The organism is Candidatus Harpocratesius sp. (assembly GCF_054039255.1).
On record NZ_JBPLBG010000064.1, the window covers coordinates 1 to 18,760 of the forward strand.

The 18,760-nt window shown below is 32.1% G+C and carries 11 protein-coding genes; 8 read left to right on the plus strand and 3 right to left on the minus strand.

Annotation, left to right across the window (positions count from 1 at the left end):
• Window positions 1–353 precede the first annotated feature (353 nt).
• The 4 genes from ACXLDF_RS13840 (at window position 354) to ACXLDF_RS13855 (ending at window position 10,666) form a co-directional block, all read left to right on the plus strand.
• Window positions 354–905: a hypothetical protein gene (locus ACXLDF_RS13840; RefSeq protein WP_457559131.1), complete on the plus strand. Its 552-nt coding sequence runs from the start codon at window positions 354–356 to the stop codon at window positions 903–905.
• A gap of 215 nt (window positions 906–1,120) precedes the next feature.
• A complete protein-coding gene (locus ACXLDF_RS13845; protein WP_457559132.1) occupies window positions 1,121–7,363 on the plus strand; it encodes an MG2 domain-containing protein in 6,243 nt (2,080 codons plus the stop codon).
• A gap of 230 nt (window positions 7,364–7,593) precedes the next feature.
• Complete coding sequence (locus ACXLDF_RS13850; RefSeq protein WP_457559133.1) at window positions 7,594–9,501, plus strand: acetate--CoA ligase; 1,908 nt, start codon at window positions 7,594–7,596, stop codon at window positions 9,499–9,501.
• Window positions 9,502–9,703: 202 nt separating this feature from the next.
• On the plus strand, window positions 9,704–10,666 hold the full coding sequence (locus tag ACXLDF_RS13855) for an AEC family transporter (RefSeq protein WP_457559134.1): 963 nt from the start codon (window positions 9,704–9,706) through the stop codon (window positions 10,664–10,666).
• Between the two features lie 219 nt (window positions 10,667–10,885).
• Here the strand turns inward: ACXLDF_RS13855 and ACXLDF_RS13860 are convergent, their stop codons facing one another.
• Window positions 10,886–12,154: an acyl-CoA dehydrogenase family protein gene (locus ACXLDF_RS13860; RefSeq protein WP_457559135.1), complete on the minus strand. Its 1,269-nt coding sequence runs from the start codon at window positions 12,152–12,154 to the stop codon at window positions 10,886–10,888.
• An 80-nt stretch (window positions 12,155–12,234) separates the two neighbouring features.
• Complete coding sequence (locus ACXLDF_RS13865) at window positions 12,235–13,050, minus strand: SDR family NAD(P)-dependent oxidoreductase (protein WP_457559136.1); 816 nt, start codon at window positions 13,048–13,050, stop codon at window positions 12,235–12,237.
• 183 nt (window positions 13,051–13,233) lie between these two features.
• Here ACXLDF_RS13865 and ACXLDF_RS13870 point away from each other — a divergent pair, with 183 nt between their 5' ends.
• The 3 genes from ACXLDF_RS13870 (at window position 13,234) to ACXLDF_RS13880 (ending at window position 15,474) form a co-directional block, all read left to right on the plus strand.
• The gene (locus ACXLDF_RS13870; RefSeq protein WP_457559137.1) at window positions 13,234–14,508 is read left to right on the plus strand and encodes a thiolase C-terminal domain-containing protein; all 1,275 of its coding nucleotides are present in this window, start codon (window positions 13,234–13,236) and stop codon (window positions 14,506–14,508) included.
• 12 nt (window positions 14,509–14,520) lie between these two features.
• The gene (locus ACXLDF_RS13875) at window positions 14,521–14,961 is read left to right on the plus strand and encodes a Zn-ribbon domain-containing OB-fold protein (protein ID WP_457559138.1); all 441 of its coding nucleotides are present in this window, start codon (window positions 14,521–14,523) and stop codon (window positions 14,959–14,961) included.
• A 183-nt stretch (window positions 14,962–15,144) separates the two neighbouring features.
• Window positions 15,145–15,474 carry a hypothetical protein gene (locus ACXLDF_RS13880; protein ID WP_457559139.1) on the plus strand — a complete coding sequence of 110 codons (330 nt, stop codon included), beginning with the start codon at window positions 15,145–15,147 and terminating at the stop codon, window positions 15,472–15,474.
• Window positions 15,475–15,479: 5 nt separating this feature from the next.
• On the opposite strand, the gene ACXLDF_RS13885 is transcribed toward ACXLDF_RS13880, so the two are convergent.
• The gene (locus ACXLDF_RS13885; protein ID WP_457559140.1) at window positions 15,480–17,309 is read right to left on the minus strand and encodes a nuclease-related domain-containing DEAD/DEAH box helicase; all 1,830 of its coding nucleotides are present in this window, start codon (window positions 17,307–17,309) and stop codon (window positions 15,480–15,482) included.
• A gap of 333 nt (window positions 17,310–17,642) precedes the next feature.
• Here ACXLDF_RS13885 and ACXLDF_RS13890 point away from each other — a divergent pair, with 333 nt between their 5' ends.
• Complete coding sequence (locus ACXLDF_RS13890) at window positions 17,643–18,734, plus strand: Coenzyme F420 hydrogenase/dehydrogenase, beta subunit C-terminal domain (RefSeq protein WP_457559141.1); 1,092 nt, start codon at window positions 17,643–17,645, stop codon at window positions 18,732–18,734.
• Window positions 18,735–18,760 lie beyond the last annotated feature (26 nt).

The following is an 18,760-nucleotide window of genomic DNA, read 5'->3' on the forward strand; positions in this document are numbered from 1 at the left end:
AAGCAAAATGATTGTTTGATTGCTGGATCTGCATTATCTATGGGGATTTCGAGAATTATTACTCGGGACAAACAAGATTTTGAAAAAATAAAAAGTATTGCTGGAATTGACTTTTCTTCGTTTTAACCTTTTACTATCTTTTATAAATATGTCAATTGTAGCAACTTTGGAAAGATATTGAAGGTTATTCTTGTTCAATCCTATAAATCTTAATTATTTTTCTTATCTTTTTTTTCTTTTTTTTCTTTTATTTCTTTTATCTTTTTATAAAAAATATACTGTAAGGAACACTTTTTGAACTAAAATAGCATAGATCCATAATTTTATAATGATGTATTGCATATTTTTTGTTAATGGGCGATAAAACTGGGTTTATTACAAGAATTAAACAATTTATTAATTCACGAAAATCTGAAATCTCAACTGAAAAAAAAAATAAAAATGATCTCGATACAATAAAAAAAAGAGAAAATCAATTAAATAAGAGAGAAATTCAAAAAAAACTTAACGGCACCACCTTAATGGTGTATTTTGTTCTATTAAATAAGCATGAAATAGGAGTTCGTGAATTACAGAGAAATTTAGAATTATCAAGCCCAAGTGTTGCACGTTATCATTTGGATAAATTAGTAGAACTTAATTTAGTAAACAATAATAATGGTTTATATCAATTGCAGCATAAGGCTGATATACCTGTTTTATCCACTTGGGTTCTTTTGGGTAGATGGTTATTTCCTCGATCGATTTTTATGGCTATTTTTACTACATGCTTTTTTATTGGTTATTTTGGTTTTATATTTTTTACATGGAATAGAGATAGTGCGATATTAATCATTTTTGGGGTTGTAATTCTTATTTATTTGTGGTATGATGTTTTTTTTCATCTGAATCATCGACCAATCTAATATTTGGATTCATTTTTTTAAGTATTTAGTAAAATTATATTCTATTTTTCGTTTTTTAAATTATAAAATGTTAATTTCCTATTTTTTGACTATTTAATCGATTTTCCTTTACTGTTCTATGATTTTGATTTTTGTAAAAAATGTGTTCTAAACCTTAGGATAAAATTACAAAGACCCATATTTTTAATAACGATTATTTTTGGTGCAAAATAAAAATGAATCAAGATCGTAAAAAAATTGCAGTATTATTGGTTGGTTTGGTCTGTTTCCAAATTCTTGCCGTAGGAGCATTTGACGTGGGTGCATTTAGATCTCCTAATTCAATTTCTTCTCCAGAGATTTCCGAAACCAATTCTTCAATAAAAACTTCATATCCATCACATTCAACTCCATATCGTTTTTCAGTAAATCCAAAGACACCATTGTTTACAGAAATAACTGATGAAGAGCAAAAGGGAAAATTAAATGATAAATCCGCTTCAAACGATGGAACAACTCCTGCTACTGATTCAGAACCCGATATGAATCAAATTCCGCGTTCTCAATATTGGTGGGATAGCGATTATGCTATGGCAGTGAACTTAGAGAAATATGCTTTCACTTCGGAAGAAGATATTAATATAGAAATCCAAATGACCTATAATTTTACTCCAGTGGTTAATCACGTAATAGATGTATATGTTTATAAGAATTATTGGCGAAATTGGTATGATTACTATTCATATTATTATGACGATTCGGGCGAATCTGATAAAATTTATTATCAAACTGTCTATACCGACTCTACTGGTAGAGCTGTACTTTCAATCACGGATGATTTTGCCGAAGGGATGTATACTTTGTATGTTACTGATTATAATATTAATTCCTATAAAGAATTCACAGTTGGAAATGAAGGAATTTTTGTAAAAGCCCCACGATATTATAAACCCGGGCAGGATTTTCGAGCTGGAATTCATTTAGTTGATCTATCTGATTTTTCCCCCTTACCTGAGCAGAATTTTTCCTATTCTCTTTCATATTATAATTGGGAATATGATAATAGCGGTTGGGTACAAGTTTTAGCTGGAAATGGAAGTGTTGATGAAAATGGCTACAATCTTTTAGAGTTTATTATTCCTTCAGAAACAGAAAATGAATATTATATGCGCTTAAACATAGAAATTCCTGGATCTACAGTTCATTTTTCTATGTTCCTTTATCAGTCATGGGAGTATTATTATTATAGTCTCTGGGGGGGTGAACAATCTCTAAATGGAGATCATTTTCAATATATTGTGACAACCGATAAAACCATTTATAGCTTGGGTGAAACCATGCATTTACGAGCAATGGTCTTAGAATATTCATTTATGAATGAAACGCGCACACCCTTAGCTGGAACTCCTATTCGCGTATCAGTGAATAATCCAGATGAATTTACTGTATATTGGACGGAAATTTTAACTGATTCGTCTGGAATTTTGACCTTTGACTTTCATTTCAGTGATGATACAGATATTGGAACATATTCAATTCTTTTTGATTATCAGAACCATAGTTATTCCTATCCAATTAAAGTTCAATATTATGAAAAACCTGTTTTTCGCGTATCAATTGATACATATGGAAAAAATTTCTTTCCAGAATCAACAGATTTATTATTTTCTAAACCTACATTGTTTGAAGGCGATGTTATTGTTGAATACTATTTTGGACAACCAGTTATCGGTGCTGAAGTAGAACTCAGAATTGTGAATTATAATGGAGAAATTGTTTATTCTGAGACAGGGAAAACAAATGCTTTAGGAAAATATCATTTTGCGATCTATTTAAACAATATTGCGGATTTATCTTATAGTTTTGATGCTCATGCTATAGTTTCTGACGACTATGGAAGATCTTCGGAGAGTAAACAGAGTTATACACGTATAAAAGACACTTACATTTGGGGTTATGTTAATCCATGGGCTCCTAATCCTGGAGATGAACTAACATATTATTTTTATGCATATCAATACTTAATGCGTTCAGGAGGTTCTTCTTATTGGGATTGGGAATTTAATCCCTTAGCCAATGTTTCAGTATCTATTAAACTATATGGGATTAATGCCATTTGGATAGATGAATATTCATTAAAAACAAGAAAGTATATCTCCACATATAAAGGAAACACTAATGAATTTGGTTCTGGTTCAATTAAATTTTCTGTAGATTCTTCTTTAATTGGGAAATATGATTTTTTTCAAATAGAAGTAAGTATGGTTTTAGAAGATGGAAGATCTTCTTCTTCTTATGATTATTTCCGCTTTAAAAAATATAGTTTAAGTCTTAATTTAGATAAAAAATCATATCTTCCAGGTGACACTATTAAAATTTCTGCCAAATTCTGGGATACTATTGCTAATCAACCTGTACAAGGGAAAGGTGAATTATATCTCTACGATTCAAATTATCAGCGAATTGGCAAAGCTACAATGATCTTTAATGGTGAAGAAAATCTATCCTTCAATTTATCCCAATATGCAAAATCTGGAACTTATCGTATTTATTCATACGTAATTTCAGAAAGTAACTCTTATTATAGAGGTTTTACTTATCAATCTGCTTATATTCGATTTACTGTAGGACAAACTTATGAAATTAGTTTAGGAACTAATGTTACAACAAAAGATGAAAAAGGATATCGCTTTTTAGTTCATTCACAGGATTCTGTTAAAATCTTTGGTTCTTCAGACGTACCCACAAATAATTTACATTATATTGAGGTGTATAAACGAGGATTAATCTTTTCTGCTCCACTCAATATAACAAATGGTACATTTTCCTATGAATTTGTTGTTGATTCTTCATGGCTGCCTGATTTTACAATATTTGTTTACACAATCTCTGAAACAGGACATATTATTGAAAATTACCTTGTATTCCATGTAAATATCACAGTAGGAATCTCATTAAAGACAGATAAAGATGTTTATGAGCCTGGAGATTTTATTACATTGACTATTTCGCCAACATCTGATGATCCTACCTTAATTTCTCTTTCATTCATCGATAGTGCAGTTTTAGATGTTGAACCAGAAGATGATTCAGAACTTGCTTATTTTTCCAATTATAACTATGCTGCGTATCTTCAATCTTCCAGTTCTTGGGGAGTGGGATATGATGGCTCGAATTATTGGTGGATAGGATATGGATCTCCAACTGGAGGATTATATTGGCACACACGTACTTATGATGTTGCTAATATTGCTTATGATGATGCAACAGATAATAATGAAATTAATCTATTATCTGATGTTCAGAAAGGAGATGATGGAAATCCAACTTTTAGCTTCGAAGGTATTTTAGGATCATTTGATGTTGATATAAGGAAAAATATTTCTGAGTCATCAAATTGGAATCCAAAATTATGGATTACTGAGCCAACAAACTTTACTTTTAAGCTACCAGATAATATTGGAGAATGGACTATTCGTGCTGTAGCTATGGGTATAGATCAAGAAGGAGGTAGTAACGTTTTATGGGGAGATATTCAAACCATTAAAATAAAATCATTTTTACCATTCTTTGTTGAGTTTGATATCGCCCAACCAGTAACACAGGACGATATAATAACAATTAAAGCGTATATCTACAATTATTTAGGAACAGATACTACAGCTTTAGTGGCTATTAATGCTCAAGGATTAAATATTCTGAATAATGAAGTTCAGCAGGTGTTTATTCCATCTAATATGGTCTCTGAAGTAGAATTTTCTGCATATTGTAGAGATGCGTTTAATCAAAATATTACAATTTTAGCCGCTACTAATAGTTCAATAGGTGATTATTCCGATGCAAAACAGATTCAAATATACGTCAAACCTAATGGCTTAGAACTTAAATTCCAGCAGATTGGTGTGTTGAATGCAAGCGATCCATTTATTTTAAATTATTCAATAAATGAAAATACAATTTATCACAAAGAAACTATTGCGATTTATAGTGATCTTCTCGATGTTTCTTTAGATAGTTGGTCATCACTAATTGGGTATCCTTATGGATGCGTGGAGCAGACAGTCTCTAAATTACTTCCTAGTGTTTTAATATATCAATATTTACAAATGACTGGTGAATTAACTGAAACAGTGGAAAATCAAATTCAAAGTATTGTGGCAGATGGATTAAATCGGCTATATACAATGCAGCATTCTGATGGAGGTTGGGGTTGGTGGCAAGATGATGAGTCACGAATCTATATGACATCGATTGTGCTTTATACCATGATTGAAATTGATAAAGCAGGATTCTATATCAATTCCTTCAATTTTAATGAGGCACTGGCTTATCTTTTAAATCAACAGAACAGCGATGGTTCTTGGACACTTGCTAGTTATTATGGTAATACTGCATTTGAAGCTACTGCATATATATCTAAATTGCTTCTTTCGCAGAAAATATCTGCTATTGATCTCTCTGAAGTAGTATCTAAAGCTATTTCATTTTTAAATGACCAATGGGATAATGAAAACTATAGAGGATCTTATGGTGCAGCTATGTATTATTTAGCTACACATGATACAGTATTTGAAAATTCAATTCGATCCAACACTTTGATAAACTTCCTTCTCGAGAATAAGCAGAGTCAGAATGGGAATGTCTTTTGGTCATTTGATTCAGATAATTATTGGTATTGGGGATATTTTGGAGGTACGGTTGAAATAACTGCCAATGTAATTATGGCATTAGCTGCTGATGGATATATAACACATTTTCCCCTTCTTCAAAAAGCAACTCAGTTTTTACTTTCACAGAAACATCAATATGGATGGTGGACTACAGCAGATACTTCTTCAGCAATTCAGGCTTTGATTTTTATGAAAAATATAACCGTAGGTCAAGAAATTCTTGATTTTAACGGCACTATCAATGTAAATGTGAATAATCAAGAAACTCCGATTTATGAGTTAAACTATACTGCTGATTGGATTCCATCTCAAATAAAACTACGAGTAGATTCACAGATGGAAACAGGAAATAACACTCTCACTTTAGATTCTTCAGGAACTGGACAATTTGTTTATATGTTTGAGTCTTCCCAAATTGTCCGAGTTATGCCTACTATCGAAATTCAAAATGATATTACTGCATTATCTGGACAATCATTTAATCTCTCCGTAATTTTCCGAGACATTCCTTCTTGGTACTCTTTACAACAAGTTACAATAGAATTGGTTGATTTAAATCAAAATTTTGATATAGTTTCTCCAGTCAATACAAATTCACTTTTTAGTGAAGCAATTCCAACTGGAACAAGTCATTTTAATTTCAACCTTATGGCACCTGGAAATATAGGCAATTATGATTTAACCAAAGTCCGAATTTCGGGTGATCTTGTTTACTTGAATCCAATTGATAACAGCACTACTTATCAACATATCTATAAACAAATAGGACCAATTATATGTAATGTTGTTTCCCCTTCTGTTGCTGAATCAAATGATTTAAGTTCCTTAAGTGAATTTCAATATCATCCGATATCTCTTTATCCAAATACCAACAATGAAGATATTTCATCCAAACAAGTTTCAAAAGATGGAATAATTTTAGAGAAATCATTCGATACTCATCAAAGGTTATTTGGTGGAGATGTAATTACTGTGACAATAAAAATCCAAAATACACGAGAAAATCGCCAATATTATGCGTTAGATGATTTTCTACCTGAAGGAACTGAATATATTCTAGAATCTTTGCAAATTCTTTCACTAGATGGATCTAATTATCCTGTTGATATTAAAGGATCTCGTATTCATGTATACTTTGCGTCTCTTCCTGTTGGAAATACAAGTATTTCTTATAAAATCCAAGTAATTAATTTAAAAAATTCATTTGGTGGAAAGTGCGAACTTTGGGGAATGTACGATAAATTTTCGCTGCAAACACATGGAAAAGAATTAGAAAATATTCCTTTAGAGTATTCTCCAAACGATCAAATTTATCGAGACACAGATAATCCAAACATAGTTGAAGCCAATCTTGAAGATATTACCACTTCCACGCCAAAAGTTTTGATTAATTTAAAGGTATCAGATGCAAATTTAATTTATAAAATACGAGTTTATTTTCTGCAGGAAAATCAATGGCATCAAATTCTCTTCTATAATAAGGAAACAACAGAAAAAATTGACTTAACTATTGATATCTTAGACAATGTCGATTCAAATGTAGTTTTTATGTTAGAAATATTTGATATATATGGGAATATTGCCCAAAAATGGTTTGATCCTGTAAGGATTTTTTCAACACTTCCTCCATATACCACAATTGGAATTATTATAGGTGTATCGCTTGGAATAGCGGGATTAGCTGCGCTTTCTACGAAAAAACCTGAATGGTTTCAAAAATTACTTCCTAAGAAATTTCGAACTGAAGATAAACCTCATTCATTAGAGAGAAATACAAGTTTTTCTTTTATAGATGAGACTGAAGTATGATAAAAATGTATTCTTTACTGTTTTTTCATATTTTCTGTATCATTCTTTTATGTGCGAATAAGTTTTCATTTTCATTTTTTCTTTTTTTCGATTTTTTGTACTTTAACTTACTAAGCAAATAGTTAAATAGAGGTGAAGAGTGATACTGTCAAGATATTATCAAAGTGGATCACTCTCTCTTTAATACAAAGAGCTTTTAAACTTTAAGATTGAAATTTAAACGATTATCGATGACATATAAAGAAGATTATCAACTATCAATAACTCATCCAGAGCGATTCTGGGAACCTATTAGCAAAAAAATACACTGGTTTACACCTCATGAGAAAATTCTCGACACATCGAATCCTCCCTTTTATCGGTGGTTTAAAGGAGGGAAAACAAATATCTGTTATAATGCAGTAGATCGTTGGGCACTTTCTGAAACTCATGCGAATCGAGCAGCGTTTATATATGAAAATCCGGTAGAAGGTATATCTAAACCGATAACATATGCAGAATTGTATACATTTGTAAATCAAATTGCCGGCTTATTTCGACATATGGGGTTGGAAAAAGGTGATCGTGTAATTTTTTACTTGCCAATGTCCATAGAGGCTTGTGCCGCTGCTTTAGCTTGTACCCGCATTGGAATAATACACTCAATAATATTTGCAGGTTTCAGTAAAGAATCTATTGCTGTGCGAATTGATGATGCCAAACCCAAATTAATCATTTGCAGCGATGCAAGTAAACGTGCAGGTAAAATAACACCTTTAAAGTCGATTGTGGATGATGCAATCGAAATTGCACAATTTAAGGTTCCAAATGTATTAGTAGTAAATTTTAAAATCCAAAATTATAATCTAGTTTCGGGAAGAGATTTAGATTGGCAAACTGAGTTAGATTCTTGCCCTATTAAGGAAGTACCTTGTGAGCATTTAGAATCGGATCACCCTTCATATATTCTCTATACTTCAGGAACAACTGGAAAACCGAAAGGTGCTCTTAGAGATACGGGGGGATACATGGTTGCTCTTTATCATTCCATCTTTTCTCTTTATGGATGCAATGAAGATTCCGTGTATTTTGCTACATCAGATATTGGCTGGGTTGTCGGTCATTCTTATACTATATACGCGCCCTTAATTGCTGGATTAACTTCTATTGTTTATGATGGTACTCCTCTACATGGAAAAGGTGGCGAGCAGAATCCAGGAATTTGGTTCGAGACCATTGCAAAAGTAAAGGCAGATGTTGTTTTTAGTTCACCTACAGCTTTTCGAATGTTGCGAAAATATCCAGAAGAATGGATTACCAAACACGATTTAAGTTGTTTGCGTTATTTGTTCTTAGCTGGTGAACCATTAGATCCACCAACTTATCAATGGGCTAAACGGGTACTTGGAAAGGTGGAAATTGTGGATAATTATTGGCAAACTGAAACAGGCTGGCCCGTTCTCTGTAATCCTGTTGGGGTTGATAATATCCCGATTAAACCTGGATCTCCCACATTTCCTACATGGACGTGGAATTTAGATGTAGTAGATGCTGAAGGAAATCCAATGCCGCCAAATGAAAAGGGCTTTCTAATTGCTTATCCTCCCACGCCGCCTGGTTTTATGATGACTGTGTATGGAGATGACGAACGATTTGTACAGACTTATTTTCGTGAAATACCAGGAAAAGAAGTGTATTATACTGGGGATTACGCTATTAAAGATGAAAACGGATATTATTTTGTTTTAGGAAGAGCAGATGAAGTAATTAAAGTGGCAGCTCATCGTCTTGGTACCCGTGAAATTGAAGAATTATTAAATTCGCATCCTGCTGTAGCAGAAAACATGGTTATCGGTATTGCTCATGAAGTGAAAGGTCAAGTTCCTCTTGTGTTGGTTGTATTGAAGGAAGGTTTTAATTGGGATGATACAATGAAGAAAGAACTTATCCAAACTATTCGTGAGGGGATTGGACCAATAGCAACTCCGAAGGATGTTTTAAAAGTATCTCGATTACCTAAGACTCGCTCAGGAAAAGTTATGAGGAGGATTATTAAAGCGATTGCCGAGCAGCAAGATATTGGTGATATATCTACTATTGAAGATCGTTCTGCTGTGGAAGAAATCCGGGATGCAATCAAGAAAATTTTGAAAGAATAACCTTATATCCTTTTTTCTTATTTTGCTTTTTTTCAGTGTGAAATTTTCTTTATGATTCTGTAACTTCGATTATTTAATTTCTCTAAAGTTGAAAAATGTGAATAAGTTTTGATCAAAAAACTAATTTACACAAAAAACTTTTTCTATATTCTTTTTCAATTAAGGGGAAATCTTCATTAAGTTGGAATAATTGGCTCACTTAATGGACTTTTACGTATTTTGGAAACTTTTATTAGTATATGGTTTCATCCTTGTAGGTGTGTTATTAGGAGTGGTTGTTGGTTCTTATAAAGAAAGAGTTCAAAAAGAGATTGTAAATCTATTAATCAACCTTATTACTCCATTACAAGTGTTTATTATTATTCTTGTTTCTCAATTCAATCTTTCAATTGAATCTATCCTTCAAATTGTTGGAATTGCAATCATATCCCACTATACTCAATTTTATATAGGATTAAAGTATTTCAGTAAAAAAACAGATGATTATCGAAGAATTGGTGCTCAAACTCTTCATGGATCTTTTCCTAATTCACTTTATTATATTACACCAATCATTTTACTTGTTTTTCCTGAAGAACTTTTAGTTATTCCCGTTATTTATGCCAGTACAATGACAACAATTAAAGCCACTTTTTTACCTTTACAAGTTCATAATTTAGGTACAAAATCAAAAAATGAAAGTTTGGGTCAAACCTTGCGAAAATTACTTCTCTTTCCTCCGTTCTTAGGTATTTTTTTCGGAATTCTTTTTCGCGCCTTACCTCAATTTCAAACCAGTGATTTTCTCATAGCACTTAAAACACCACTCTCGCAAATAACTTCAGCAGTTAGTGCTATCTTAATTGGTATTTCGTTGGTTGGAATCTCAAAAAAACGTGTTAAATTTTATAAAAATGCGCTCATGCAAACAGCATTAATCCGATTTGTGTTAGGATTGTTAATCTTTTTATGTTTTGGATTCATTCTTCATTTTCCAAATTATCAAAATGAAATTCGAACTATTCTATTTCTAATTATTTGTGCGCCACCCGCCCAGAATAATGTAATCTACTCCATTTATTTCGAATTTGATGAACAATTCGCCGCGTTGGGGGTTGTAGTGTTAACTTTCATCGGATTAATAATGCTTCCATTTATGTTGTGGTTTGGTTTATCTATATTATAAGAATAAAATAGCAATTCACACGAAAAGATTTAAATAATAGATGTTCAAATGAAGGTCCAATAAAAGTAAATCAAAAAAAATAATTCAGTAAAAAGATTCAGTTAAAAAGATTCAGTTAAAAAGATTCAGTAAAAATGATTAGAAAAAAAGAATAAAAAAATTTTTAACTGCGAATTAGTTTCATCAACAGGAAATTAATATTTTCATGTAAAGCTAAATTTATTCCCAATTAAGTTTTTTTAACATATCTTTTAAAACTCGTCCTATCAAGAAACGTTGAATATTTCGTGAACCACCAATAACTTCTTGAATTCGACTTACATTGAGTGCTCTATCCATTCTTAGATTATCTGTATATGCAATTCCGCCGCATAAATGCTGTGCTTCATAGGCAATTTTATGTGATAGTTTAGAAGCAATAGTTTTTGCTCCTGAACTCAAAGCAGCATTATACCTTATAAATTTATATTCAGGGTGTTCTACAAATTTGCGATATTCTGTTCCCATCTGTAACCCTAAAGAAGTAGCTGCCATTAATTCAGAAAACAATTCTGTCATAGGAAATGATACTGCTTCAAAATTATAAATTGGTTTGCCAAACTGTACACGAAGATTTGTATAGAGAAATGCGGTAATTAATGATAACCAACTAACTCCTAGACTGGAACCAACGATATCTCCACGTTCAGCAACTAATCCTGAGAACAAATGCTCGTATCCTTTACCACGTCCTGCGATAATATTTTCAGGAGGGATATGAACTTGATTAAATTTGGTTTGTCCAATATGAACTCGTGGTACTGCTGGAATTCCCAAACGTGCAGTTTCCAGTCCTTCAAAACCGCGTTCTGCTATAGCTTGATACATAGTTTTTCTTGGTTGTTTTATGTCAGTAACTGCATAAACGATAAAATAATCGGCTTTTGGGCCATTTGTTGTAAATATTTTTTCTCCAGTGATTGTAATTCCTGTGGGATATTCTTCTGCTATAGTTTTCATGTTAACTGCATCTGATCCTTGTTTTGGCTCTGTAATGCAGATGCATCCGATTTTTTCTCCAGAAAGCACATCTTGTAAGATTTGGTCCATTTTCGGATTATCTTTACGATTCTGAAAAATTGGATTTGTAAAGATTAAACCAGAAACAACTCGTGCAAGATCAAGCTCGGGGTCGACAATAGATGTTGCCATCGCCAATAATAATTCATATCTCATACCAAAATGGTTTCCTTCACCAAAAGGATTAAGTCTTTGCATATAGTTTCCCTTTCCTAAAATTGGGAAGAGTTCATACACATCTTCTGCTAAATTTATTTTTGGTTCAATTTCTGTCAGCATATATTCTTCCACTTCTAGGAGGAACTCATATTCTTCTGAAGAAAGTTCAGGATAAATAAATTGGTTAAAGATTTTATATATATTACGTGTGGTGATATGTTTTTTAATCTCTGGATCTATAATTTGAACACCTGGGACTTCTTTGAACATCTTTTTATCATCTTTTTCGTTTTAATTTCTGTTTTTTCAATTTTTTTTCCGTTTTTTTTTATTTATCTTTAGATAACGCTTTATAGTCCGTCAAGTTTGCCTCCATTAATGGGAATAATACATCCGTTCATGAAGTATCCTCCTTCGCTGCAAAGAAAGCATACTGGATCACTTACATATTTTGTTTTACCAATACCAAATGGAATTTTACTTTCATACATATTTCTGAATTTTCCATCGTTTTTTTGAAGTAAATCTCCAATAATGGGTGTTTCAATCAAGGTAGGTTTAAGTGCATGAGCGCGAATATTATATCTATTCAATTCTTTAGCCATGGTTAATGTCATCCCTACAACACCTGCTTTAGATGCAGAATAAGCCATTTGACCCATATTTCCATCTGCAGCCATTGAAGCTATATTTACTATTACTCGGGGTGGATTTTCTAAAACGGGTAAGTATTTTTCTCCTTTTTCGGATGCTTTTGCTTTAGATATCGAAATCCACTGTGTAACGACAGCTTGAGAAACGATAGCCACTCCCTTCAAATTAACTTCAAGAGTTAAATCCCATTTTCTTTCATCGAATCTATGGATCATAAAGTCTCGCAATATTCCTGCACAATTAATGAGAAAATCAATCTCTCCCATCTCTTTAAAAACTTTAGATACTGCTGTGTCTACAAACTCTTTATTTGCAACAGAGCCTTGAAAAAATCTTACTTTGTTTTCTGTCAAACCTTGTAATTCCTGAAGTGTTTTTTCCCCTTGAACAGCATCTAAGTCGAATATTGCGACTGATGCTCCAGATTCAACCATATCTTTTGCAATTTGTTTACCAATACCTGATGCTCCACCGGTTATAATTGCAATTTTGTTTTCAAAATTCCATTTCATTATTGTTCTCACCTTACAAAATTCACAACATTTCTAATAACTTTAATCAAGAGAATTTGTAATGATTTAAATAAAATTGCATTAAATAAATCATACTTGACATATTTGAGCATGTAACTTAAAAAAATTTTATGCTCTATATGGCACTTTACTTACATAAGTGCAAATAGGTGAACTTGATTAATGGGAAAATTAAATCGTCGAGTTGCTATAGTCGGTGCAGGAATGAGTCATTTTGGTGTTCATTATCCTAAATTACGAAGTATCGATCTATGGCAAGAAGCATGGCTTGAAGCCTTAAAACTAACCGATAAAGGAATTAAACCACAAGACATTGATGAATTATTTCTCGGAAATTTTACAGCCGATTTATTTAATCATCAAGGACATATGGCACCTCAAATGGCCAATTTAATTGGGTTAAATCCCAAACCTGCATCAAGGTTTGAAGGGGCTTGTGCAAGCTCAGGGATTGCGTTTCGACAAGGGGTTATGAGCATAGCATCAGGTGTAAATGATGTAGTATGCGTAGGTGGAGTAGAACAAATGCATGAATTAAACACTGAAGGTGTAACTGGGGCACTGGCTGCTGCTGCTGATACAACTTATGAATATTATGCGGGAGCTACTTTTCCTGGTTTATACGCTGCAATTGCTAATGCTCATTTTCATAAATACGGTACTACTTCTAAAGATTTGATGCGTATTGCGATTAAAGATTATGAAAATGGCAAACATAATCCCTTTGCTCAAGTTCAAAGCACAATTCCTGAAGTAATGGAAAAATACCGCAAACGAGCAATTCAAAAAGGACAGCCTGAACCAACATGGAGAGATGAATTTGAATTTTTAGAATCATCAAAAAATCCTTTAATTGCTTCACCTTTGCGATTATACGATTGTAGTTTAATCACAGATGGTGCAGCTATGCTCTTTTTAGCATCAGAAGAAAGAGCATACGATTTTACTGATAATCCTTTATGGATTAGTGGAATTGGTCAGGGAAGTGATTCTTTAAGTTTGCATGACCGAAAAGATGGAATAATAACATCTTTGCGTGCAACTAAAGCTGCTGTACAACAAGCATATTCTATGAGTGGATTATCTCCTAAAGATGTTGATATTGTTGAAGTTCATGATTGTTTCACTATTGCTGAATTAATTGCTTTAGAAGATCTTGGATTTTATGCCCCAGGTGAAGCTGCTAAAGCAATTGAGCGTGGAGAAACCAAAAGAAATGGAAAATTGCCAGTTAATACAAGTGGTGGACTAAAAACCAAAGGTCATCCAGTTGGAGCTACTGGGGCAGGACAGATTGTTGAAATTTTCAAACAAATGCGAGGTTATGCAGAAGGAGAACGCCAAGTGAAAAAACTGCTAAAAGTAGGAATGACCCATAATCTTGGTGGTTCTGGAGCTACTGCTGTGGTGAGTCTTATCACTAAGGAGAAAATTTAGGGAGGTATCAAAATGTCAACAACACCTATGATAACAGTTCAACAATACTTTGAATATTTACGTGAAAAGAAAATAATGGGCGCAAAATGCCCAAAATGTGGAAATATTGATTTACCACCTCGTCGTTTATGTTCTAAATGTTTAGCTGAATCAGAATGGATGGAATTTTCTGGAAAAGGGATCATACAGACTTTTACTGCCATATATGTCGGTGCTAAAGTTATGACAAAGAAAGGTTATGATAGAAAACATCCTTATGTCTTTGCAGTTGTAAAAATGGAAGAAGGCCCATCAATCTCAGGTCAATTGGTAGGGATTGATGAAAGTGATCCAAGTACTTATCATATTGGGATGTTGGTCGAAGCTACTTTCTTAAAAACTGAAATTGGAACAGATAAAGAAGGTAACCCTGTTTTTCGATGGGACATTGGATTTCAACCAGCATCTGCATAAAAATTGTGATCTTCTTTTTTTTGTTTTTTCTTCTTTAATTTTTCGGTTTTTTCTTCTTTAATTTTTCAGTTTTTTCTTCTAATATTTTTTTTCTTTAATCTTTTATTTTTTCTACATTTTCGTTTTATATTTGATTTTCTACTTTTTTTTGCAGTTTTTAAAGGTATGAATGAATATAATTATATGACTCAATCACAAATCCTAATGGAAAAATTCCATAATTTAGAAATTGAACCTATTTTCTTTCAATCTGAATATTTATTTTGGAATATTTCCCACACAACAAATGGTCATTTAAATGTGAGATTGATTACGGAAGATGGTGAACCTTTTGCTCAATTATCTGTGAATAATTTCAATCCAAAACTTGGAAAAAATCAATTTCTTTTACGCAGATCCATGGAGAATGATTCATTAATATTGTACCTTAAGCAGAAAAATTTTATCCGATCTACAAAAACAAGCCATATTGTCAATGAAAATAAACTTGAAATTTGGGAAATTGCATTTTAATCTATTTATATAGAATAAATATTCTTAATTATATCCTCTAGAAAGGTTACAATTGGACTTCCTTTCTTTCCTGTAAATATCACTCGTTGAGTCGATCTTGTAATACCTACATATAATAATTGACGTTTTTCACGAGTATCATATTTATCAACTTCAGGAATAATAACTATGTCAAATTCTAAACCTTTAGCAGTATATGGGGTAATTAAAAGAACTTGCTCCCGGGAACCATTCCATCTTTTCGTAGGTATCCAGTGTATATTCTTTTCATTAAATATATCAATAATTGGATGATTATATTGATGTTTAGAAAGATTTTGTAGATTTAAAATAACAGTTGATTTTGAAAAGTGATTAAAATTCTGGATTTGTGAAATTATATCTGAAATTAAGGTATATTCTTCTTTTCTGGTATTACATGGATAAATTTCTACAATACCTTTAATAAATCCATATACTTCTGTCTCTAAACATGCTTCATCTGTTTTAATTAAATCAATAAAAGAAGATGGAAGCACTTTTTTAGCACAAATTCCGACTTCTTGGGGATTTCTATAAGATTTTGTAAGCTTTTTTACCCTTCCCCGCGCCTGAATTCCAACATCGCTCCAATAGAATTTCTTTCTTGCATATATTCCCTGTAATCCATCGCATGCAATGAAAAGAGAATTTGACTCTGGATTAAGTGTTAACATTATGCTTTCTAGCCATTCTTTTTCGAAATCTTGAGCTTCATCTATTAAAATAGCGTCATACTGGAATTTTGTTCTTGTTATTTTTTGATTATTGGTTTTTTGCCGTATTAAGGTTTGCTTAAGTAATTTTGGAACAATCTCCCCAAAAAACACTGATTTTTGATCTTGTGTTTCAATTTTTCTTAAAATTTCTTGATACGCTGTGTTTTCAGGAGAATCTTCACTCAATATTATAGATTGAGCCCATTTGTGAAACGATTCTACAAATATTTGAGCTTGAAAATCTTGTGGAATAATTGTCTGATAAAGAACTTTCTGAAGAAGTCGATTATAGCAAATCACCAATATACGCCAATCAGTATGGCGTAATGCTAACACACGGGCTCTTGCAATTAATACAACTGTCTTTCCACTCCCCGCTACTCCAAATAATAAGCGATGGCCAGAACCTAACTCTCGGGCAAATTTTTCCTGTTTTAAATCTAATAAATGGATTTTTTCTTTAACTGATAAAAATTCAAAAAGCTTTTTCTGGTGTAAAGAAGGTAGACGAGCTATTGGAAATAGGTTGGCTCTTAATAATTTGATATGTTTTGTTGAAAAATTAAAATGACTACTAAATGAAGAAAAATTAAGAAAAAAGGTTGTAAATGTCTTACTATTATGAATATCTTCTTTAAAGCCGATTTGAACTTGTTTTTGATGTGTTTTGCTGATAATTATACCGATTTCTGAAGATTTCGATATATTTGTAAAAATCAAGATCCGATGAATTGGAATTTGAATATTATTTGGAAATTCACAACCATTAATTGCATTTTGGGCAACTTTCCAGTATTTATAAAGTTGATCGTAGGGATTTGGTATTATTTTTTGTTCATCGCTCCTATTTTTTAATAGTTTCCATGGTTCTGCCTTTGGGGTTGAGATCAAACTAGATTCTAAATAATCTTTAATTTCTACTATTATTGCTCCTATTGAATCCCCAATTAATACATAATCCGGCCGTAAACCTTTAAAATATGGCTCTGTATAAAGATAAACGGAATCATTTGTCGAAAAGATCATTTGAAGGAGTTTAAATATCTTTTTCTCTCCAACTGTTGCTGTTTTATCTGGAGTTCCTAAAAGTTGAACCATTAATAAAATTACCTTGTTAATCCTAAAAAAGGTAGACAATTTATTCTTTCAAATCAATTTCTAAAATAATTTTTATAGAACTAGGTGCTTTCATTTTATTTATTAAAAATCACCTTGAAATTACGATTTTTTAGCTACTATTTTTCTCAAAAAACATCGACAAAAATTCTTTTTTCATTTTTCTTTCGTTGTGGCAATGTTTTGCACAACAAATATTTATCATGGAATATGAGTTCCTTCACCATACACAAACATTCATAATTCATCTCACATTGATCTTCTTATAATTAGCAATTTCACATTTATTTAACCAATGTGGAGATTAACAATATAATGTCCCTCACACGATATATCATAACCAAAGCTGATTTTACTCAGCTACTTACTCATTTAATCGATAAAAAATACGTGTCTGAAGTTCTATCAGGCAAAGAAAAGAGAAATCGTTATGCAATTATTCCTGAATTTGTTTCAGATCCAAATGAATTAGAGAATTTTCCATTAAGTCAATTACTTACATATGGATATGCGCGTACTGATTCTGCTTCAAATACCATTTTACATTCCAAAAAAGCACTCGATACTACAGTGGCAGTTGTAGCTCGCGCTTGTGATATTCGCGCCATGGTGGAATTGGATAAGAAAAATCAATTAAAATGGGAAAACTTGTTTTTAATTGGATTTCATGATTTGGGATATATACCAAATGCCACTTTGAAAAAATGGTTTAAAAAGGAAGAAATTGATGAATCAACCATTGTGAACGAAAGATTAACAGAAAAGGAATTTATTCTTACTTTTTCTGATGGATCGATAAAAAAAGAACTGCTATCAAAAACATTTAATATAGCTAGTAATTGTTCTCGATGTATTGAAAAAAGCCATCCTTTAGCAGACTTTTTATTAGGCACCTATGGTGTTCCCGAGAATTGTGAATCTTATGTGTTAACACCTCAATCAGATCGGGCGAAGAAAATTATTAAAGAACTAAATTGGGATAATAAAGCTGCTGATGGAAAAGCTAATGAAAAATACGAAAAAACTGCCCAAAATATAATAGAAAATTGTTCAATTAAACGTGAAACTGATTTAGATAAATTCTTAAGCAATGAAGACAGATTCTCCTTATTAACCAAATGTACAGGTTGTGGAATGTGTGTTAAATCATGTCCAGTCTGTTTTTGCGTTGTTTGCAATTTAACAGCACAAGTCAAAGCAAAAACTATGGATCCAGTAATGTTTATTACTACACGTTTTACTCATGTCGGTGATACATGCGTAGAATGTGGTCGATGCACAACTAATTGTCCCATGCATATTCCTTTAGATTTAGTTTTTCAATCTCTACGCCGAAAATTCAAAAAAGACCGAGGATATTCTGCTGGTGCGGATCGAAATCAGAAAGTCCTTCACTTGGATGTTTAATAGAAAAATTACGCTTTTATTAATTA